The following is a 22,552-nucleotide window of genomic DNA, read 5'->3' as shown; positions in this document are numbered from 1 at the left end:
GGCGTTTATCTTATGAAAGACAAATCTCCCGGGTTTTTACTCTGTAATGTCCTTCATTCACCTTATGAAGGACAAATTGACCTGGGGTTCTACCAAAAATGTCCTTCATCTACCTTATGAAGGACAAATTGACCTGGGGTTCTACTAAAAATGTCCTTCATCTACCTTATGAAGGACAAATTGACCTAGGGTTCTACCAAAAATGTCCTTCATCCACCTTATGAAGGACAAATTGGCCTGGCTACCAAAAATGTCCTTCATCCGTTAAAAACCACTAATTTAAATCATTCAGCAAAACCTCGAGAATCGCTTTCGCTACACCATGCTCGTTGTTGGAAGCTGTCACTGCATCACACAGGGACTTTATGTACGAGCCCGCATTGCCCATCGCAACCGATTTTCCTGCCGCTTCAAACATCGAGACATCATTAAAGTTATCACCAATTGCCATCGTCTCCGATAGCTCGATTCCCTTTGCTTGCACAAAAGATGCAAGCGCAATGCCCTTTTGAGCATTCTTATTGGTAATTTCCAAGTTCTCATGACCTGAAGTGGATACAGCCAGGTCGTCCAACTCAGCAAGCGATTGATTAGCTGTTTCCAATTTGTCTGCGTCAAAATCAAATGCTAGGAATTTATAGATTTGATAGTCATTACTGACAAATAGAACCTCATAATCTTCAATGGTATGAATTAAGCCATCTCGTATCCTTGCCCCCGCTGCCTCCACAATCTCTTGGACATGTGCCTCTGGATTCGCACTGACAACGATGTCGACTAGGATGGAAACTGCCTTATCCGCATCAATCGTATAGGCTCCCTTGTCGGTATACACTTCGAAATACACGTTTTTTTCAACCAGCTTAGCCGCCACCCTTCTAGCCAGCTCTTTACTGATTGGCGTCGCAACAAGAACTTCACCGTCCTTCGAGCGTACCTCTGCACCATTCACACCAATCACCGGGCATTTTAAACCGGCCTCAGCTAATACATAGGTTGCCTCCTGATAGGACCTACCCGTTGCCACAACAAATTCAATTCCTTGTGCCTGTGCTTTTAAAATCGCTTCCTTATTTTCTTCACTGATTGTTTGTGTGGAATTCAATAATGTTCCATCCATGTCTGATGCAATACATTTAATCAAGAGTCTCACCTTCCAAAATTTTTCATAATGCCCATTCTAACATGAATAGTTACACAGTATCGTTTAAATGCTCAGTCTACATATTTGCTTCCTTCCCTTACGCTTAACGGGGCAAGACTGTTTTCATTGATAAACTGCTTCACCGAGGACGGGTTGGTTTTGGAGTATTCCCTAAGCGCCCAGCCAATGGCCTTTTGGATAAAAAATTCCTTACTGTCAGAATTGCTCCTTATGTATCGGTACAGCCGCTCTTCATCGGTTATCTCTTTGTATTTTAACTGAAAAAGAATCGCCGTTCGTCGCAACCACATATTGTCATGTTCTGCCCAGTCGTCAATCGTTTCCTCAATGATTTCCGGAAACTTCTCTGCTATTTTTCCCACCGCCTTAGCCGCAATTGCATCCACCGTATCCCACCAGGATTTCTCCAATACTAGTCTTTCCATTAAGGCTAAATCCCCTTTTTGCAACTTCTTTAACGATTTTTCTATGTAGGTTAAGGCCATATATTGATATTCTCTTTCATCTTTTTCCCAAAGCTCTATAATAAATTCTTGATCGAATGGCTCTTTCAATATTCCTGTTTCTTTGAAAAATACCTTTTCCAGCTCCTTCCGGATAGGAGACTTGATTCCTAAAAAAGGGAAATGATTCTTCATATACTTCGTCATCGGCCCCGCCTCTCGTTCGTTGCGGTACGCTTCAAACAGATTTGTTACCTTTTCTATTTTGGTTTGCAAAAAAAAACGCCCCTTCCTATTACTGTTTTTTCCAGTTTACCCTTTATTTATTAGCATGAAAACACACCCAAACAGCAAACTAAAAATAACAAGGAGGGATGAACCATGACTAAGAAATACAACAAAGGTAGCAAAAATCAAAATTCCCCTCAAGCAGGGCATGCGGAAGCAGAGTTTGCGACTGAATTTGTAAGTGGCGATAACAGTAAGGGCAAAAAAAGCAATCATACGCAAAAGAAGAAACAAAAGAAATAAACAGGAAAAGGGGTCAGACCCCACTATGATAAAGTGAGGTTTGACCCCTTTAACATGCTATTATTAAACGGTAGAAGCCGCTAAATCCTTTATTTCCTCAGCAATTTTACTTTGAATTTTTTCAACAACCGAGAAGTCCATCGCAGCTACATAAATTTCTTCAAGCTCATCGTGCAACTCTTTTGCTTTAGCTAGATAGCTGGTCGCTTCAGTCATTTTATTTTTGTACTTAGCAGAAATTTTACTGATAAAATCAGCAAAAATTTCGTCTGTTCCAGGTTCAATCAAAAGTTCATACATGTCGAGGATTTCGTCGCCATCACGGCTCGGAAAGTATTCATGTGGTGCCGTACTATCAAAAATAGCGATGCCGAGCTCTCTGAAAATACACATATCGAGGCTATCTGGATCAAAGCCGCAGTGATAAATCTCTACATCCACACCACGTTCCTCGGCCGCCGCTGCTAGTTTTTTCAACATCGTTGATTTCCCGGAACCAGGGCGCCCTTTAATAAAGTAGCGTTTAGGAATCTCTTCTGTTAAGTTCGGCACGAAATCAACCGCGCCTTTAGGTGTGGCTGCACCTAAGAATCGATGACGGACATCAGGCGTTTTATTCAATCTCATTTTTCCAAAGAAGGTGTCAATTAATTTTTTTGTTAATTGATCAGCCTTTTTAAAATCCATACTATTAATATAGATTTTTTCCCAATCATCATGAATTTCTAATGCTTCCTTAAATGTTGCGTAGGCCTTTTGAAAGGACTGGCTAATCTGTCTGGTTAGCTTTTGAATCACATATTTTTGCACACTAAGAGCACGGGCATTCCAGGCTTCACCTAGGTTTATATATTCTTCCACTGCTCCAGGTGCATTCGGCTCAATGACATGCGGTGCGGTTCCATCAACGATCCCGACTTTTAACGCTGGAATGAGCACGCCATCAATGGAATTATTATCAGAGGAACAATGTAAAAACTCCACATCATAGCCCTGTTCCACCCATTCGTTGCCTATTTTTTTCATCAATGAAGATTTACCTGTCCCTGGACCGCCTTTTAAAATATACAACCGATCTAGTCCTTGAAGATTGGAATCGTAAAGGTTATGGAAACCTCTGGCTGTGTTCCCGCCAGCAAAATAATTTCTAATTTTCCCTGCCACTCATCAACACTCCCTTTTACGCTACTCAACTGCGCCTCGTTTATCCTCTAGTCATATTTAATGGCCAGTTATTAGGTGAGATATTTACACCCTATCATATGCGCTTCTGGGTTATAGGTGAGTGCCCATGGAAAAATTCATTTTATTCTCATTTTTCTCTGTTAAATTTGTCTGTTGATTTCCGCTCCAGGCACTTCGCTTTCCGTGGGCGTTTCGGTGAGCCTCCTCGGCGTATGCGCCTGCGGGGTCTCACCTGAACCGTACTCCCACAGGAGTCTTCGTGCCTTCCGCTCCAATCAACAGGGTATAAAAATCAACATTGTTCTTTAACACAGCCTCTCATTTAATGATGTCCAGAATCTCTGCCTTTGTTACTTCTTTTAATACATTAGGCTCCACTACCATTTGAACGCCAATCTTGCCTGCGCTGACCACCATTTCAGGCAAATCGCTACAGCTTTCGTCCAAAAAGGTCTTGTATTCTTTTTTCATCCCGATAGGGGAGCAGCCACCACGGATATAGCCTGTCCACTTTTGAATATCCTTTACAGGAAGCATCTCGATGCTTTTTTCACCCGCTGCTCTTGCTGCCTTTTTCAAATCCAATTCCTCGGCAACTGGAATGACGAACACATAAATATGTTTGCTTGGGCCTTGTGCCACGAGCGTTTTATAGACTTCCTTTGGTTCCCGACCGATTTTTCCCGCTACAGAAATCCCGTCAATTTTTCCATCCTTATTATCGTATGTAAGCATGTCATACTTGATTTTCTTCGCATCCAGTATGCGCATTGCATTGGTTTTAGCTTGTGCCATGATCATCATCCTCTAACTATTTATACTAATTATAGTATATCAATTTCTTCCATTAAAAAGGAGAGCTGCTTGTGACAGCTCTCCTTCCTATTATTGAAACCAGGCCTGATAGTAACGCGTTACGGCGACCGCATAATCGCCTCTTGTTACCTTTTTGCTTGGCTCAAAGCTGGCTTCAACGGTTGGGACTAAATCATATGTTCCTTGTTTCACCTGGAAGGTGGCATTAAGGATGTTCAGGTCAAGTGCCAATTGAACATAACCTCTAAGCGCTACGGGAATAGAGGAGCTATCCTTAATTGGAACTCGTTCATCCTTGTAAAGTACCGTCACATCTCCTGTTTTTTCTTTGGCTTGTTTTTCTAATCCAAGCGCTTGAACAAGGGAGTATGCCAGTTCTGCGCGGTTGACCTCACCGTTTGGATTAAAATTGCCGTTTGTATCGAGAAGCATAACGCCACCCTGCGTTTGAACCGCATCACGAATGGCCGCTCCTTTTGCCACAACTGCTTTCGCAAATGGCCCATCACCTGCTGACACATCCTTTAAAGCTGGAGTCTGACTTTGCCTCACTCCAGTCCCCATGACTAAATAATATGCTAGTTCCTTTCGTAAAAGGTTTTGCTTTGGTTTGTATGATCCATCCGCATATCCATCAACCAGTCTTTCACTTACAGCCATTTGGATGGCAGAAGCTGCAGGATCGCCAGAAATATCCTTCAGGCCGGTGTAGCCGCTCACCTTCGCCATAGAAACCGTTCCTTGAATGGTTTCGGGCAATCCAACACCAACTGGGTTAGATTCGTCGCCATGCAGCCCGTCAATTCTAACCTTCCACTCTCCAGCCATGGGTGAATTGACGGAAGCCGTCCGATCAGGATAAAGGGCGAACAATAAGCTGATTCCCGAGCTATACTCTGTCCCGTCTGGAGCGACTAAAATGAGATTCACAGGGTTTCCTGTTTGCCCCAGCAATCCGGTTGCATCAATTCGAGCAGAGAGTTGGGAAACTCCTTCTGCGACTGAAAATGAGTAGGTGTTTGACGATAATAATAATGGATTATACTCCACCTCAAAAGGAGATCTCGTGACTGTTGATTTAACATTGCTATTGAATGTTTGATAGGCGTTTACGGTTGTGCCATATTGGTTTCCAAACAGGACAGCATCAAGTGCGGCATAGGCATTCACATAGCCGGTTCCCACTTCCCATGTTTCATAGCCAGGCATATTTGTAGCTGTATCCTGTAAAATTTTCTTGATTTCATCTGGTGACAATGTGGGCTTTGCCTCTAACATGAGTGCAGTAATCCCTGCCACATGTGGTGTTGCCATGGAGGTACCACTCATGGCTGTATAATATGGCAGGTAGGCTGGTTCAATTAGCTCCGCATCTGTTGTTGCACCTAACGTTGAGACGGGGGCTAGAACTCGAGTTGAAATAATATCGACTCCTGGTGCTGTCACACTCGGTTCATCCTTCCATGTCCACGTCTTCCCATCCATTTCAAAGGTACCACCAACTCCTTTTGTCCCTCTTGAAGAAAAATCCGCCAGTGATCCATCTTTTTCTCCGGCAGCCACAGAGATGACCCATGGAGCTTTTGCGTAAGGGTTGTGGGTATTTTCTCCCGGCCCCTCATTCCCAGCTGCGAATAAGACGGTAATGCCACGGTCATGGGCCGCCTTACTGGCTATATTAATCGGATCATTAGGATCAAAGTCGCCTGATGAACCCCAGGAATTTGTAATCACTCGTATATTATATTCAGATTGATGGGTGATAGCATAATCGAAACCGCCAATGCCATCAAGAACAAAGAGGGCTGCACCTGAACCGTAACCTATTAAACTAGCACCTGGAGCAACCCCTTCATATTTCCCATTTGAGCTTTCTCCTGTCCCGCCAACAATACCGGCAACATGCGTACCGTGTCCCGAATTAGAGTCCGTGTTTGGCACATTTTCTACATAAGTGATTGGCAGTAAACTAGGTTCCAAGCTGTTTAAGTTTGTACTGGCCATTACGTTTTGGACTAGGTGACTGCCAAATTGCAGATCTTTATGCGTTCCATCCACACCGCTGTCGTTGATTACCACACCAATCCCTTTTCCTGTTATCGGCAATCCGCCATTAGCCTTTTGCATCGCTGGATCTGTTCGTACTTTATCTACCCCTGTTAAACTGGTCGCATCTGCATTGTAATAAGTGAGCTTACGATTTAAATAAATCGACTTTATTCCCGGAGAAGCAGCTAGTTTATTGATTTGATCCTTCGTAGCAAGTATCCCCGCCATTGGTAAAGCCTTCATTGAAAGTCCTTTGGAGATTCCTAGACTATTTAACAGATTAAGTTGGTCTTTTGTTGGAGCACCCTGTCCATCAAAGGTCACTATGACCTGTAATGGATCTACGGCTGTATCGAGTGCTTTGAGCAATTTACTATCGATGATAGCAGATGTCCCTTCAGCGTTCGCTTTTGATAGACCAGGAATTACAAGTGATACTAGTATGACGAGAGTAAGAAAGACTGATAACCACCTTTTCTTTTTCACATTCCATTCCCCTTTTCTACTAATAGTTGTTAGGTCTATTGTCTAAAAAAGGAGACGATAACACTATTCAGCAAAGGGAGTAATTACCGTAAGAATAAGTACTAATTTGTTTTCGTACTTAAGTTATAGGACATAGTCCTGTTGGTCTTCGTGCCTTCCGCTCCAGTAAGCAGAAAAGGGTCAGGCACCATGTGATGGATTCACATGGTGCCTGACCCCCTTTACAGTTTCCTTTTATGCTAATGGGACGAGCTGGTTTTGGACGGCGTAGATGACGACTTGTGAACGGCTTTTTACGCCGAGTTTTTTGAAGATGTTGCTGACATGGATTTTTACGGTTTTATCACTGATATATAGACTTTGCGCAATCTCTTTGTTATTCATTCCTTTAACCAGACACAAAAGCACTTCTTTTTCCCTTCCGGTCAGCACGGAGTCGGTCTTTTCTTCGACAGGCTCTGCCTTCTGCTGGTGGAAACCCAGGAACTTCTTTGTCATAGCAGGGTGAATAACCGACTGACCATTAGCAACCGCACGGATCGCATCAATGACATGCTGTGAAGGAGCATCCTTCAGAAGATATCCATCCGCCCCTTCGCGGATGGCTGACATAAAGAACTCATCATGATCATGCATAGTCAAAATGAGAATTTTAACAGCCGGATAACGTTCTTTTATCACACTTGTTGCTTCTATGCCATTTTTTTCAGGAATATTAATATCCATTAGAATGACATCCGGTAGAATCTCATCCACCTTCGCAATCGCATCATTCCCATTTACCGCCTCTGCCACTACTTCAATATCGGCTTCCATTCCTACTATGTTTTTAAGACCATCACGCAATACCGCATGATCATCGACTAGCATAAGCTTGATCACGTAAATCACTCCCTTCAATTCCCATTCTTGGTACGGTTAACGTAATCTCTGTTCCCGCTCCTTCTTTACTGTCTACTTGGAGCGAAGCTTGGATTTTCTCCGCCGCCTCATTCATATGCAGGATTCCAAAATGGGGGTGCTGCCTTGCTTTAATCATCGCCTGGAATAATGAAAATCCCTTCCCATTATCCTTAATTTTTAATAGAACATGCTCCTTTTGATAGCTTAATAAAATGTCAATCTTCGTTGCCTCTGCATGCTTAAGGGCATTCTGCATACTCTCTTTGCAGATATCGAATATAATCTTTTCCACCATGGGGCTGAGCTGAAACTCAGGGCCGCGGGTATCAAATGATATGTCCATGTTTGAATCTCGTTGAATCGCGCTGATTTTTGAGGCAATTGCCGACAGCAGACCCACGCGTTCTGTTGGATATGGGCGAAGAGCATAGATCGATTCCCTAACTTCCTTTAAGCTTCTCCTCAGCTTTTCCGTGCTTTCTACCATTAGTCGGAACGAGTCATCTGGCATTTTGGTAAATTTCCGAGTGGCTGTTTCTAAATTCATGATGGCCCCTGCTAATGATTGAGCCACCCCATCATGAATATCACGCGCAATTCGATTTCTTTCTTCTAAAATCAGCCTTTTTTCCTGTTCAGCAAACAGCCATTTCGTCTTAATTAAGACGGCTAACTGATTAGCAAGGGTAGCCGCTGACTGCCTATCTTCTTCCGTAAAGCTTTTTGACCGAACTCTTCCAAAGACAAACATACCAACCAGCTCATTTTCAAGCACTAATGGGGCATATAATAACGACCCCACTTCTTCTGAAAATATTTTGCCCGCAGGCCCCGCGTCCTTTTTCGTATGATGGTAAACGGTTAACTGCCTGGTTTTATCAAACGCCTGAGCCGTTTCATCTGTTAAAATGATTTCATCCATAACTAATCCTGAGGCAAACCTTAGATTCCAACCCTTTTTTTCTCTTTTCCATAAAATCCAGGCATCCACATCTATAAATTCCTGAAGATTATTGGCTAAAAAAGATAACCAATCTGGTGCTGCAATTTTTTTATTAAGTTCTGAAGAGATACTAAATAGTGCCTTTAATTTTGATTTCTCCTTCTTTAAGTTAGCAATAATGGAACTTAATAGCGCAAAGCACACTAATGGAGCAAAAAAGAAAAAGAACGAAAAGACATCAATTTCTCCTCTATTTTGATTTCCAAGAAAATAAAAAAGGACCAGGTATCCATATGAAAGTAGGAAACTATTCAATTCCTGCAGCGTTTTCCGCTTCCATATACGGAAGTTATAGAGCTGAGGTCTAATCGTAAGCAATACATCAACAATTAAATTATTAACAAGATAAAAAGGCAGGATAAGCAGGCTAAAGTGAAGAACTCCTTGCAAGAATCTTGACTGTAGTTCAATTGTTAAAAATGATAAAAACCATTGACTGATTAAGTGTGCAGTATAAAAACTGATAAGTAGCAAGGCAGGATTAAAAAACACAATCCTGAGCGGTCTTCTTTTATATAGATTAATCATTGCCACGATACATCCATAGGAAAGAATTGTATATGAAAGGCCATCCATTACATAAATGGCATACACGAGTGGAAAGGAAATCGTAACGGTGCCTTTCCAAACTGGCAATGGAAAAAACTCGACAATCAGAAGAAAAACAACTAATAAAGCAAGAATCATTGTTTCATTGGGTGCCGTTATTTTTACTAGTCCAAATTGGATAAAGATCCAAATGCCAATAAGGGAGATACACAGTAAAAAGTACCTGGATAACCGTTCCTTTTTTTGCGAATTGGACGAATTATTCATTCATTTCTCTCCTTCATCCGCTTTTGATTTGATATCTAAATTTTCTGTTAATTACTTTTAGTTTAATGGATATATTCTATAAAAACAATAAAAGAGGACCCATGATGATAAAATCAATCTAAAATTTCCCAATAATACAAAGAAAAACCCAGACCGGTCCAATGAAACACACTGACCGATACTGGGCCAAACCGTTTCCGGCTTGTAAAATGATTATGGCACAGTTTCCCTTTTTTTTATATTTGCTAAAAGGATTATTCTTCTCTACTACCTTTGTATTAATGAGTACAAGTCTATGGTTAGGGTCCTAAATTCAACTGGTTTTATCCACAAAATCACCCAAATATTGTCACCCGTTTGTCACTCTATCAACCAATAATTATAGTAAACTAAAATTATAAACCATACCTTATACTCTATTGTGAATATCTTCACAAACCAACCATCTATTTTAAGAGGTGAAATTATGAAATATGATCTAGTTCTCCTGCATGCACCCAGTGTGTACGACTTTAGGAAAAATGCTTTGCTTGCAGGCCCAATAAGTGATGTTGTTCCGTCATCACCTGTTTTTGAAATGTATCCCATTGGACTGACAAGTATTGCAGATTACCTTGAAAGATATGGCCTGCGGGTAAAGATCATCAATATTGCCAATCGGATGCTGATGAATTCATCATTTGATGTCGAAGCAAAATTAAGCAAAATCCAAACAAAAGCATTCGGAATTGACCTTCATTGGCTCCCGCATGCACATGGCAGTATTGAACTTGCCAAAATAGTAAAAACCCTTCATCCGCAAACACCCATCATTTTTGGCGGGTTATCAGCCACCTATTATCATAAAGAGTTAATTGACTATCCATTTATCGACTTTGTTATGCGTGGCGACTCTACCGAAAAGCTGATGCTTCTCCTGATGAACAAAATTGAGGCAAGGAACACTCATTATGCTGACATACCCAATTTAACCTGGAAAAAAGGCAGTGAGTACGGCTACAATCCAATTACGTATGTACCAAAGGATTTAGATGATATAGACGTTCCTGGCTATCGCTACACCATTCGCTCCGTTTTCAAATACCGAAATTTCCTTGATCCGCTTCCTTATAACGGATGGCTTCAATATCCTAACACAGCGCTGTTAACAGCGAGAGGATGTACACAAAACTGTTTGATTTGCGGGGGATCAAGAGAGGCTTATGATCAAAACTGTAACCGCAATTCACTTGCCCTACGATCACCAAAAAAGTTGGTGGAGGACATTCAATTTATTTCACGGTTTAGCCGCGCACCCATTTTCATTCTTCACGATCTTCGACAGGGTGGTCGTGAATATGTAAATGAGTTTTTTAGCCGCCTTAAAAAAATCAACCTAAAAAATGAAATCGTCTTTGAACTGTTCCAGTATGCCGACGAAGAATTTTTCAAGCAAATGAATGAAAGTGTGCCCAAGTATAGTATTGAAATCACCCTTGAGACACATGATGAGAAAATTAGGCGTTACAATGGGAAGTTCAGTTGTACCAATCAAAAGGTCATAGCCACCCTTAACTTTGCTCTAAAGAATGGCTGTAAAAAAATCGATTTGTTCTTCATGGTGGGGATCCCTGGACAGACGTACCAAAGTGCCATCGAAAACATCGATTTCTGTGAAACGATTCATCTGGCCTGCCATCAGGACCCAAGAGTCTATTTCTTTGTGGCGCCGCTTGCTCCATTCCTAGATCCTGCAAGCCCTGCTTTTGAACATCCAGAGCTTCATGGCTATAAAAAATTCTGCCACACCCTTGAAGATCACCGCACAGCGATCACTCAGCCTTCCTGGAAGCATATGCTTAGCTATGAAACAAAGGATATGACCAGGGATGATATCGTGAATGCCACCTATGAATCTGCTAATAAATTAAACGAGTTCAAGCTACAATATAATCTAATTGATCAAGAGGGATATCAAGAAATCAAAGGGAAAATTGAGAAATCAATGGCCTATATAGAAAAAATCGACCATGTGTTGGCCCTCCCTAAGGGAAATCAGGCAGCGGAATTGGTTAAAATTCAACAGGAGATAGAAGAGTTAAATAAATACAGTATTTGCGGAAAGAATGAGCTAAAGTGGGAGGTTCAAAAGAATTATGCCAATTTCTTTTCACTCGCTTTAGTGGGATTAGAGCAGCTTTATCAGGATTACTCCAACATCATTCGAGCGAAATTAAGTCCAAAACAAAGGTTTCAATTTACACTTGATGCAGAGCGTCAAAAATTAAAAGTATAAAGAATGAAAAAAAGGGGTTCAATCCCCTTTTTTAATGCCCTCCTAAATAGGCAGCTCTTATTTGGTCTGATTGGCTCAGCTCTTCAGCGGTACCTGCAGCCACTATTTTTCCTGTCTCGATGACATAGGCACGGTCAGCAATGGATAATGCCATATTCGCATTTTGCTCAACTAGTAATACGGTCGTTCCTTGCTGATTGATTTCCTCAATGATTTTAAAAATGGTTTTTACCAACAATGGAGCAAGACCCATGGATGGCTCATCTAATAGCAAAAGGCGCGGCCTAGCCATTAATGCACGACCCATCGCAAGCATTTGCTGCTCCCCACCTGAAAGTGTGCCCGATTGCTGCTTACGGCGCTCTTCCAATCGTGGGAAAAGCTGATAGACTTTTTCAAAATCCTCACGAATGCCTTTTTTGTCTTTTCGTAAATAGGCACCTAATTCTAAATTTTCCTCAACGGACATATTTTGAAATACTCGACGCCCTTCAGGAACCTGAGAAATTCCTCTCTTAACGATTGATTGGGCAACCTTCCCAGCTACGTGTTCATTTTCAAACACGATTTCTCCGTTTTTTGGCTTCAGGAGCCCAGAAATCGTTTTTAAAAGCGTACTTTTACCCGCACCATTTGCCCCAATCAGTGTGACGATTTCTCCTTGATTGATCTCGAGGGAAACTCCCTTCAATGCATGAATATTTCCGTAATAGACATTCATATCCTTTATTTTTAGCATATTAAGAGACCTCCTCGCCAAGATACGCTTCGATGACTTTCGGATTATTTCTGATTTGTTCTGGGGTACCATTAGCAATCAATTGACCATGGTCAAGGACATAGATTCGCTCACAAACTCCCATCACTAGGAGCATGTCATGTTCAATTAATAGAATGGTTAATGAAAATTTCTCGCGAATAAGAGCGATTAAATTCATCAATTCTTCCGTTTCCTGCGGATTCATACCAGCTGCCGGTTCATCTAAGAGCAATAACTTTGGATTCGCAGCCAGTGCTCTAGCAATTTCAAGACGGCGCTGCTGTCCATATGGTAAGTTCTTTGCTTTCTCATGTAATACATCGTCAAGCTTAAAGATTTTTAAAAATTCAATCGCCTTTTCTTCCATCTCCTTCTCTCCAGAAAAGTGGGAAGGGAGGCGAAGAATGGAGCTGAAAATGGAATGCTTAGACTGAGAATGATAAGCAACCTTTACATTATCAAGTACGGATAATTCACTAAACAATCGGATATTCTGGAAGGTACGGCTGATTCCCTTTTTCGTAATCCGATAAGGAGCTAGACCGTTCAATTTTTCTCCCTCTAATGAAATGCTTCCTTCAGTCGGAACATACACACCTGTTAGCAGGTTAAAAAAGGTTGTTTTTCCGGCACCGTTTGGGCCAATTAAACCGACAAGTTCACCCTGTTTTAATTCCAGGTTTACATCAGACACCGCCTTCAATCCGCCAAATCGGATTCCTGCACTTTCAACCTTAAGCAACTGTGTTTTTGCTGCCATGCTGTACTCCTCCTTTAGCGGATTTACCCGTTTTAAATAAAGATGTAATTTCCTTTGTGCCCATTAATCCTTGTGGACGGTAAAGCATCATCACGATTAACACCAAGCTATAGATAACCATCCTTACCTCTGGATAGTTTTGAAGATAGGTAGAGATGATGGTCAACAGGATGGTAGCAATGACAGCACCAGACATACTGCCTAAACCACCAAGTACAACGAAAATTAAAATATCAAAAGACTTTAAGAATCCAAAGTTGGTTGGTTGGATAATATAAAAGTTATGTGCAAAAAGAGCACCAGCAATTCCCGCGAAAAAGGCCCCAAGCGCAAAGGCAGCTACTTTATAATAAGTAGTATTAATCCCCATCGCATCGGCAGCAATTTCATTTTCTCTAATGGAGATACAGGCTCTTCCGTGTGTAGAGTTGGTGAAGTTGGCAATGACAATAATCGTCAATACGACACAGCCAATCAACCACGGCCATGTGGTCAAATGAGATACAGTCATCCCGCTGGCTCCACCTACATAATCAATATTTAAAAAGACAATCCGAACAATTTCACCAAAACCAAGAGTAGCAATGGCTAAATAATCTCCTCTTAAACGGAGGGTAGGGATCCCAATGATTAGACCTGCTACTGCTGCTGCTAATCCACCGACTACTAATGCTACTGGAAACGGCATACTTAATTTCATCGTCATAATCGCAGATGCATAGGCACCCACTGCAAGAAACCCAGCATGTCCAATGGAAAACTGGCCAGTAATCCCGATAATCAAGTGAAGACTTACCGCTAAAATAATATTAATTCCCATAAAAAACAGTGTATTTACATAAAATTGATTGAGTGTTCCGCCTGTAATTAAAAATTGCATCACTACTGCAAAAACAACGGCTAAAACGATTGAAGTCCAAAAAAACTTTGCCTGTTTAAAAATAGTCATCGTAGAAGCCTCCCCCTATACCTTTTCCCTGACATTTTTACCAAATAAGCCTGCTGGTTTGAAGATTAAAATTAAGATTAGGACAATGAATGCAACTCCATCACGCCATAAAGAATAGCCTGCCGCACTAACAAACGCTTCAATTGTACCTAAAACTAACCCGCCTGCCATCGCTCCAGGAATAATTCCGATTCCGCCTAAAACAGCAGCAACGAAGGCTTTCAGTCCTGGAATAATCCCCATCAGCGGTTCAATCTTTGTATAGTACATTCCAAAAATAACCCCAGCTGCACCTGCTAGAGCAGAACCGATAGCGAAGGTAGCAGAAATGGTGTTATTGACGTTAATCCCCATCAATCTTGCTGCATCCATATCATGAGAAACAGCACGCATTGCTTTTCCAATTTTCGTTTTATGAACAATGAATTGCAGAAGAATCATTAAGACGATGGATGTTCCTAAAATAAGGATGGATTGTCCACTAATTTTTACACCAAACACATCTAAGCTCTTGATTGGGACCAAATTACTTGGATATGCTTCTGGCTGTGCACCACGCGCATAAATCGTTCCATATTCGATAAACAAGGACACACCAATGGCGGTAATCAAGGCCGCAATCCTTGTCGCGTTTCTTAAAGGTTTGTACGCAATCCGTTCAATCAACACCCCAAAAATCGCACATGCTACCATGGAGATAACTAAGGCAGGAAAAAATCCTAAATCTAAAATAGTAATAGAATAAAAGCCTATAAATGCACCGACCATGAATACGTCCCCATGGGCAAAGTTAATCAGTTTGACGATACCGTATACCATTGTGTATCCAAGGGCGATTAATGCATAAATGCTCCCCAGGGATATTCCGTTGACTAATTGTTGTATAAATTGTTCCATGTCCAAACACTCCCTTAAAAGGACTTCAACTTGCTCTTAAAATGGGAATAGGGAGACATCCATTCTCCCTATTCATTTGCCCATTATAAAATTGGATTAAGGATTTACCTTCACTTTGAATTGTTGTTCACCGTTTACGTACTCAAGGATAACGGCTGCTTTGATTGGATCGTGATTTTTATCAAGCTTCATCTTTCCTGATACAAGCTCAAGTCCATCAGTTTCTGCAAGTGCCTTCTGAATTTTCTTAGAATCACTGCTTCCTGCACGCTTAATCGCATCAGCAATAAAGTACACAGTATCATAACCTAAAGCATTGAAAGCATCCGGTGATTTACCATCATATTTCGCTTTGAATGCTGAAACAAAGTCTTGTACTTTCTTGTCACTATCACCTGATGAATAGTGGTTTGTAATAAACGTATTCTTTAATGGATCCGCGCCGCCAGCAATTTTTACTAGAGTAGGAGAATCCCAACCGTCGCCACCCATAAGTGGTACATTTAGACCAATTTCACGAGCTTGCTTAATGATTAGGCCCACTTCTTCATAGTATCCAGGAATGAATACATATTCTGGATTCGCCGCTTTGATATTTGTTAAAGTAGCATGAAAATCTGTATCCTTTGCCACGTATGCTTCCTCTTTTACAATTTTCCCACCGTTTGCCTTAAATGCCTTCTTGAACGCATCTGCAAGTCCCTTTGCATAGTCACTTGAGCTGTCAATAAGGATCGCCGCATTCTTTACCTTTAATTCTTTTGCTGCAAAGTTCGCTGCAACTGTACCTTGGAATGGGTCGATAAAGCATGTACGGAAAACAAAGTCACTTACTTTTCCATCTTTATTTGTAATAGTAGGGTTTGTACCTGTTGGAGTAATTAATGGAATCTTATTATCCTGCGCAATTTGTACCTGTGCAAGCGTATTTGTACTTGTTGCCGCACCGATGATTGCTGCAACCTTGTCTTGTGTGGCTAATTTAAGTGCACCACTTGTTGCTTCTGATGCCTCTGATTTATTGTCAAATGTAACAAGTTTTAGTTTCTTACCATCAATGCCTTTTTTATTGATTTCTTCAATTGCAAGATCGATACCTTCTTTTTCTGATTGACCGTAAGAAGCTACTCCGCCTGAGAGCTCAAGGTTGGCTCCAATTTTAATTGTATCTCCTCCACCATCACCACTAGTAGTCGAGTTACATCCTGCCATTACGCCTGCTGCTACCATAAATGACATAAAAACACCAGCTAATTTTTTCTTTCTCATGGCTTTACCCCCTGTTTTTTTAAAAAATTTTCCCAAGATAGTTGCTCTACTGTTTGCAATAAAGATAATATTCTGAAAACATTGTACAAAATATTCGGAGGTTCGTCTAGTAGGAAAGTCCATTATTTTAAAATAATTTTGAAAATAAAGAAAACTAATCTTTTCCAGCCCTAAAAGGCTTTACTTCGGTAAAGTGAATAGAAAATTACTTTTAAGTTGAAAGTAACACGGCAAATGAATTATTTTGTCTAAATATGATTCTTTCCTCTGCTAATGTGAAAAAGAGATTCCTGTAAGGGAATCTCCTTCTTCTAATTATTATACTAATTCTTTCTTTTTGGTTTCCTTTCCCAAAACGAAAACGGCCAATGCACCAATAAGGATTGAAATACAGAAGATTGTAAAGATCGTGGAAATCGCTACTTTTTGTGCAACAAGATTTCCTACTAACAATGGTCCTAAAACGCCGCCAATTCGTCCAAAGGAAGCTGCCATTCCTGTTCCTGTCCCACGAATAACCGTTGGGTATTGTTCAGGAGAATACGCGTACAGACCACCCCAAGCCCCGAGGTTAAAGAAGGATAACAGAATGCCTGCTGTCATTAACAGTGCCGTCGACTCGGCTGTTCCAAAGAAGTACGCACTAATGGCCGTTCCAATTAAATAAACAACCAATACAAACTTACGGCCGAATTTTTCAATAAACCAAGCTGCTGTAAAATAACCTGGTAATTGGGCAATTGTCATAATCAGCACATATTCAAAGCTTTTGATTAAGCTAAATCCTTTCATGACCATAACACTTGGCAGCCATAGAAACATTCCATAGTAAGAGAAGACTACACAAAACCAAACAATCCATAACATGGCCGTTTGACGGCTATGTTCTTTAGACCAAAGCTTTGCGAAGCTTTCCCATGCTGAGATTTTTTCTTTTTTCTTAATCGCCTCAAAGCGAGGTGAATCAGGGAGACCCATTCGCAAATAAAGTGCATAGAAAGCAGGAAGGGCACTGATAAATAAAGCTACCTGCCAGCCAAACTTTGGAATCACGAAATACGATATGATGGCTGCAATCAACCAACCGGCTGCCCAGAAGCTTTCCAACAGCACAACTATTCTGCCGCGCTTTTCAACTGCGACACTTTCTGATACGAGGGTAGAGGCTACAGGTAGCTCTCCGCCTAAACCCGCACCAATAATAAACCTAAACACTAAAAAGACAGCTAATGTGGAAGCAAATGCGGATGCTCCACTACCAACTGAAAATAACAATAAGGTAATGATAAAAACACTTTTCCTTCCAATTCGGTCAGCCATTAAGCCAAAAATGAGTGCCCCAACAGCCATACCAATCGAGTTGATACTGCCAATCCAGCCCATTTGTTCAGGCGTTAACTCCCATTCCACCTTTAAGGCAGCAATAATGAAGGAGAGCATTCCAACATCCATTGCATCAAACATCCAGCCCATCCCGGCGATTCCGAGCAGCCTTCTTTCTGATATTTCTTTTTTGTTTTTCATATTGTTCCCCCTATGTTAATGCCTACACTTACATTATTACCCAAATTCTACTTCTTTAGGTATACAATGTAATCTAGTAATCAACTGTATTTTAACAAGTGTCTTTACACTTGTCACCAAAAAAATACAACAGGTAACAATTCTCTACAAAAAAATAAGAGAGAATGCAAAAAGCACTCTCTCTTACTAAAATAAATTAGTGGATCCAAGCTCCGTCTTTACCTAGCTTATATCCGCCAATTGTTGTATCTGCTGCCATGATACCGTTGCTGTATAGGTAATACCATTTATTAGAAACCTTTACCCAACCAGTTGCCATTGCACCATTTGCCTTTAAATAGTACCAATGATTATTGTCTTTCACCCAGCCTGTTAACATAGCGCCGTTTTGAGACATAAAGTACCAAACACCATTAACTTTTGCCCAGCCTGTTACCATCTTTCCAGTAGTTGGATATAGATAGTACCATTTTTTACCATATTTAACCCAACCAAGATTAGCTGAATTTTTAGTTAGGTAGTACCAATCGTTTCCATCTTTCACCCAACCGTTACCAGTTAGCCAAGCACCGCTAGTGGAAAGAATATAGTTCGACTTACCTTCTTTTAATAGACCAGTTACCATTGCACCTGACTTTTTGTCAAGGAAATACCATTTTCCTCCAACGTATACCCAGTCTGTTTGCATTGCACCTGATTTGTCAAGGAAGTACCACTTACCGCCATCGTTTAACCAACCAGTTTGCATTGCGCCTGTTTCTTTATTAAGGAAGTACCACTTGCCGCCATCGCTTAGCCAATCAGTTTGCATTGCACCTGACTGCTTGCTAAAGAAGTACCAAGTACCACCAATTATGTTCCAACCAGTTACCTTTTTGCCGTCTTTAATGTAATACCAAAGACCATCCATTTGTACCCAGCCATTTTGAGAAATAGTCACTGAGAACGGAGATTGATTTCCGTTATCATCCGCAACCACACCATTCAATGTTGTTATACCTGAACCTGTAAGAAGCGCATTGAATACAAAAACTGGAAGAACAGCCTCACTTGGTACAGTAACGCCTAGGTTCTCTGCCCAGTTTGACACTTTCGCGCTGTCTAATGTCGCCACGTGATCCGCAAACTTAACATCTGTTAAATCAGAATAGAATGCAGAATCTCTTGAAAAAATAGATACAGTTGTTGCCGTTTTAGAAGTTAATTTAATTGACTCAAATAAATCTTCAAGCTCATATCCAGCTAAATTAACATCGAATTTGTTCGTGCCAGTTTTTCTTGCTGTTAGTTCTTTACCGTTTGCAGTTAATGAGAGGCTATCAACATTAACAGGTGTACCTTTTGAAACATTTAATAATTTAGTTGCACTAAACACTAAAGTTATATTTTCCTTATTAGTACCAAAGTCAACTACTGCTTGACCCGTAACTTTGTTGTTTACTGGATACAAGAACTCACGAATTGTACTAAGAGCCACGCCATCCTGCTGTGAATCTAACTCACCTAACAGGTCTGCCACGACTAATTCAACCTTATTATTAACAACTGGAATAGCTTCATCTGGTAAATCTAATGCACTCGCACCTATCCCTGAGATTGACTTTGCCCCATTTGGCGTTTCAATGGAGATTTTCTCCACCTTGTCTGTTTCACTTAAATTATTCTGAGTTTTAAGGTCATCAATATTAACAACAAGAGCGTTATTAACACTATTAACCTTGTATTCTTTTCCACTAATAGTAACGGTTGCACTATACGTAGAAGCAGCTTGAACTGCATTCTGCGGAAGCACTGCTACCAATAACAAGAAAAGAAGACTTGTAATGGCTAGAACTTTTTTCACTGTAATCCTCCTGACGAATCTATGTATTTTTTCAAAAATTCACTAGCTTGCTAGCGCACTAAAGAAATAATACTATTATTTTACATAAAAATACCATCTATGACAATAAATTTAGACATTTTATCCTATTTTAAAAATTATATTAATGAATATGTGCCATTGCTTGATTCATTAGTGTACTTCTTCTTTGATTCTTCACACTCACATAATGGCTTTTTATCGGCTCAGCTACCTTCGTGCTATATCCTGAATTTTCCAATTCTTTTACAAGTGCATTATAAATATAGTAAAATGAATTATCAGTAGTAGCTTCTAGATTCTTTGCTGCGCCCGTATATTTTGAATAAAAGTAGAAGTAAGAAATATCTTCTCCGTTTGCCTTCTTTGATTGATATTCACTGAATGCATAGGAGAGGAGATTATTCAGCTTTCCATCAGCCTGACCTTCAAGGTTCTCAAACACCGGTTGATACTTTGCCAGGATGTCAGCTTCTGTTAATTTTTTTGGTTTTACAACAACGACTGAGGCCGGCTTACTGCTAGTAGCTACAACACTCGTCTTATTAGCTACCGCTGTTGCTGAACCAGCATTTTCACCAGTTTGATTCGCACTTTGATTCGCACTTTGGCTTGTATTATCTTCACTTTGAGTCGAGTCTTCCGTGCTATTTTCATCAGGTAATTGGATCTGGTAATCACTTTTCACAATTTCTTCTACTTTTGTATCAGCTGTTTTATATTCCTTTACATTAAGAAAATAATAAAGGGCACCGCCTCCTGCGGCTAACACTAAAACAAAGATACTTAAAAAAATCCTCCACTTTTTCACAATCGTTCCACCTTTGTTTTTCATTAAATTATCCTTATCTACATTATCATAATTTGGTATTTAAACGACAAATTTTTTACTAACTGGAAAAATTTACGACAATTTTCACCCTAATCTTCACTGTTTTTCATTGACTTATAGGCATTTTTATCTAAATATTAAAGTACTAGTTGTATAGGGGCCTTTACTACTTCCTAATTCTATAAAACTATTTATTTTCAAAAGTTGAAAAGAGGATGATTATGAAAAGAGAAACATACCTTCTATTTGGAGCACTCATTACTGCTGTTCTAATCTCCCTTGGTTCACCAAGTATCCGTGCAAAAGCTATAGAACAACCTAACCTTCAGATGGCCGTTATGAGTGATATACATGTTATTAGCAAAAATCCGAACAACCATTTTAAACAGGCATTAACCTCCTTGCAGGGGGTAGCTCCTGATTATGATGCCATTGCCATTGTTGGGGATATGACTGATAGTGGGTCAGAAGCCGATTATCAACTCTTTAATCATCTCCTAGAAACCTATAAAAACCCTTCGGCTGAGCAGTTGCTCTCCATAGGAAATCACGAATACTTTGAATCTTACCTAGATAGAAATTCCACTGTGACTGACGAAATGTTACAGTCCAGGTTCATGAACTATAATAGCGATTCACCTACTAGCATTTATTACGATAAGTGGATTAAAGGTTATCATTTTATTTCCTTAGGCGGGGAACTTTCTCCTAGAACTCTACTTCCTTATAGTAGTAGTAATCCTGGTACACATGATTGGGCATATATTTCAGACCAACAATATGAGTGGCTAGAACAAACCTTAGCAATCAACGCAACCAACAACAAACCTATATTTGTCTTTTTACATCAGCCTATTACCAACACCGTGTATGGAAGTATTAACTGGAATGCTGGGTTTGACAGCGAAAGATTGTTGGTTATTTTGAAAAAGTATCCTCAAGCCATTTTGTTCTCAGGTCATTCTCATTATCTAATAAATCACCCAAAAAGTATTTACCAAGACGGGTTTACCATGGTTAATACTAGTTCCGTAGAATACACCTGGTATGAGGGCGGCCGGGTACCCGACTTTTCTCAAGGGTTTTTGGTAAATGTTTATAATAACCGAGTGGAACTAAAGGGCCTAGAATTCAGCAACGATACCTTGATTCGGACAGCTACCATTCCCATTCCTTATAAGGAAGCTGCTAAGGATACAACGACACCATCTTTTACAGGGAATTCAAATCTAGCTGTTTCAGACCTTGAAACGACGAGTTGTACTCTTTCATGGAATCAAGGGCAGGATGACACTGTCGTCGACCGCTACATCATTAAAGAGGGAGGAGAAGTGGTTCGCACCGTTTATTCATCCTTCTGGAAGCCAGACGAAAAAGTATCTGTTACACTCAACAATTTAGCTCCCGATTCTACTCATATGTACGAAGTGTACGCCATGGACGCCTATGATAACCTAAGTGATACCCCTATAAAAATCACTTTTACAACCAAGCCGCTACTGGGTTGGTACCAAAAGGATCATACTTGGTATTACTATACAAGTGAGGGGAAAATGAAAACTGGCTGGCTGTTTGATCAAAATCATTGGTATTACTTGGATTCAACCGGTGCCATGAAAACTGGTTGGGTATTCATTAATGGCCGATGGTATGACTTCGACTCATCAGGTTTGATGAAAACGGGGTGGGTAAAGGAATCTAATCAGTGGTATTATTTAGAACCAAGCGGGGCCATGAAGACAGGTTGGCTCTTCAGTGGAAACAAATGGTACTTCTTGGATCCGAACGGATTCATGAAAACAGGTTGGCTCTTCAGTGGGAACAAGTGGTATTACCTTGAGAGTACCGGAGCGATGAAAACAGGATGGCTTGCACTGGGAAGTCAGTGGTATTACCTTAAGACAGATGGCACCATGACGACCAACTCGTATTTGATTGCTGGAAAATGGTACTACTTTGCTTCAAATGGAGTATGGAAACACTAATACTAACGTAAAAAGCCTCCGTAGTGAAATACTAGCGGAGGCT

Annotated in this window: 18 protein-coding genes; 3 read left to right on the top strand and 15 right to left on the bottom strand. The window is 40.5% G+C overall.

Annotated features, from left to right (window positions below; all coding sequences use genetic code 11):
• Positions 1-274: 274 nt before the first annotated feature.
• Positions 275-1,153 (bottom strand): Cof-type HAD-IIB family hydrolase, encoded by an 879-nt coding sequence (locus AC3A54_RS11570; protein ID WP_487654574.1) that lies wholly within the window; start codon positions 1,151-1,153, stop codon positions 275-277.
• 62 nt (positions 1,154-1,215) lie between these two features.
• Positions 1,216-1,884 (bottom strand): DNA alkylation repair protein, encoded by a 669-nt coding sequence (locus AC3A54_RS11565; RefSeq protein ID WP_487654573.1) that lies wholly within the window; start codon positions 1,882-1,884, stop codon positions 1,216-1,218.
• Between the two features lie 105 nt (positions 1,885-1,989).
• On the opposite strand from AC3A54_RS11565, the gene AC3A54_RS11560 reads away from it, so the two are divergent.
• The gene (locus AC3A54_RS11560; RefSeq protein ID WP_308081740.1) at positions 1,990-2,139 is read left to right on the top strand and encodes a hypothetical protein; all 150 of its coding nucleotides are present in this window, start codon (positions 1,990-1,992) and stop codon (positions 2,137-2,139) included.
• 63 nt (positions 2,140-2,202) lie between these two features.
• Here AC3A54_RS11560 and AC3A54_RS11555 read toward each other — a convergent pair whose 3' ends face one another.
• The 5 genes from AC3A54_RS11555 to AC3A54_RS11535 all read right to left on the bottom strand — a co-directional run bounded on the left by AC3A54_RS11555 (position 2,203) and on the right by AC3A54_RS11535 (position 9,397).
• Positions 2,203-3,303 (bottom strand): PRK06851 family protein, encoded by a 1,101-nt coding sequence (locus tag AC3A54_RS11555; protein WP_487654572.1) that lies wholly within the window; start codon positions 3,301-3,303, stop codon positions 2,203-2,205.
• A 339-nt stretch (positions 3,304-3,642) separates the two neighbouring features.
• The gene (ybaK, locus tag AC3A54_RS11550) at positions 3,643-4,119 is read right to left on the bottom strand and encodes a Cys-tRNA(Pro) deacylase (RefSeq protein WP_487654571.1); all 477 of its coding nucleotides are present in this window, start codon (positions 4,117-4,119) and stop codon (positions 3,643-3,645) included.
• Positions 4,120-4,209: 90 nt separating this feature from the next.
• Complete coding sequence (locus AC3A54_RS11545; RefSeq protein WP_487654570.1) at positions 4,210-6,675, bottom strand: S8 family serine peptidase; 2,466 nt, start codon at positions 6,673-6,675, stop codon at positions 4,210-4,212.
• 234 nt (positions 6,676-6,909) lie between these two features.
• Positions 6,910-7,557, bottom strand: coding sequence for a response regulator (locus tag AC3A54_RS11540; protein WP_487654645.1), 648 nt, complete (start codon positions 7,555-7,557; stop codon positions 6,910-6,912).
• Positions 7,532-9,397, bottom strand: coding sequence for a GAF domain-containing sensor histidine kinase (locus tag AC3A54_RS11535; protein ID WP_487654569.1), 1,866 nt, complete (start codon positions 9,395-9,397; stop codon positions 7,532-7,534). Before AC3A54_RS11535 ends, AC3A54_RS11540 begins: the two co-directional genes overlap by 26 nt.
• Before the next feature lie 466 nt (positions 9,398-9,863).
• Here AC3A54_RS11535 and AC3A54_RS11530 point away from each other — a divergent pair, with 466 nt between their 5' ends.
• Entirely contained in the window at positions 9,864-11,672 is a 1,809-nt protein-coding gene (locus AC3A54_RS11530) for a TIGR04190 family B12-binding domain/radical SAM domain protein (RefSeq protein WP_487654568.1), read from the top strand.
• 31 nt (positions 11,673-11,703) lie between these two features.
• Here AC3A54_RS11530 and AC3A54_RS11525 read toward each other — a convergent pair whose 3' ends face one another.
• The 8 genes from AC3A54_RS11525 to AC3A54_RS11490 all read right to left on the bottom strand — a co-directional run bounded on the left by AC3A54_RS11525 (position 11,704) and on the right by AC3A54_RS11490 (position 20,503).
• Positions 11,704-12,411 (bottom strand): ABC transporter ATP-binding protein, encoded by a 708-nt coding sequence (locus AC3A54_RS11525; RefSeq protein WP_308081733.1) that lies wholly within the window; start codon positions 12,409-12,411, stop codon positions 11,704-11,706.
• A gap of 1 nt (position 12,412) precedes the next feature.
• Positions 12,413-13,192 carry an ABC transporter ATP-binding protein gene (locus AC3A54_RS11520; protein ID WP_335544205.1) on the bottom strand — a complete coding sequence of 260 codons (780 nt, stop codon included), beginning with the start codon at positions 13,190-13,192 and terminating at the stop codon, positions 12,413-12,415.
• Positions 13,167-14,141, bottom strand: coding sequence for a branched-chain amino acid ABC transporter permease (locus AC3A54_RS11515; RefSeq protein WP_487654567.1), 975 nt, complete (start codon positions 14,139-14,141; stop codon positions 13,167-13,169). The genes AC3A54_RS11520 and AC3A54_RS11515 overlap by 26 nt, the downstream gene beginning before the upstream one ends.
• A 15-nt stretch (positions 14,142-14,156) precedes the next feature.
• On the bottom strand, positions 14,157-15,038 hold the full coding sequence (locus tag AC3A54_RS11510) for a branched-chain amino acid ABC transporter permease (protein ID WP_308081730.1): 882 nt from the start codon (positions 15,036-15,038) through the stop codon (positions 14,157-14,159).
• Positions 15,039-15,134: 96 nt separating this feature from the next.
• The gene (locus tag AC3A54_RS11505) at positions 15,135-16,307 is read right to left on the bottom strand and encodes an ABC transporter substrate-binding protein (RefSeq protein WP_309857352.1); all 1,173 of its coding nucleotides are present in this window, start codon (positions 16,305-16,307) and stop codon (positions 15,135-15,137) included.
• A 318-nt stretch (positions 16,308-16,625) separates the two neighbouring features.
• Positions 16,626-17,831, bottom strand: coding sequence for an MFS transporter (locus AC3A54_RS11500; RefSeq protein WP_487654566.1), 1,206 nt, complete (start codon positions 17,829-17,831; stop codon positions 16,626-16,628).
• 196 nt (positions 17,832-18,027) lie between these two features.
• Positions 18,028-19,674: an N-acetylmuramoyl-L-alanine amidase family protein gene (locus tag AC3A54_RS11495; protein ID WP_487654565.1), complete on the bottom strand. Its 1,647-nt coding sequence runs from the start codon at positions 19,672-19,674 to the stop codon at positions 18,028-18,030.
• A gap of 142 nt (positions 19,675-19,816) precedes the next feature.
• Entirely contained in the window at positions 19,817-20,503 is a 687-nt protein-coding gene (locus tag AC3A54_RS11490; RefSeq protein WP_487654564.1) for a hypothetical protein, read from the bottom strand.
• A gap of 242 nt (positions 20,504-20,745) precedes the next feature.
• Here AC3A54_RS11490 and AC3A54_RS11485 point away from each other — a divergent pair, with 242 nt between their 5' ends.
• Positions 20,746-22,509, top strand: a complete 1,764-nt coding sequence (locus tag AC3A54_RS11485; RefSeq protein WP_487654563.1) for a metallophosphoesterase — start codon at positions 20,746-20,748, stop codon at positions 22,507-22,509.
• Positions 22,510-22,552 lie beyond the last annotated feature (43 nt).

Source organism: Neobacillus sp. Soil_C_43 (assembly GCF_057656715.1).
Note: the sequence above shows the minus strand (reverse complement) of the source record. Positions and strands in the feature narration are given on the sequence as shown.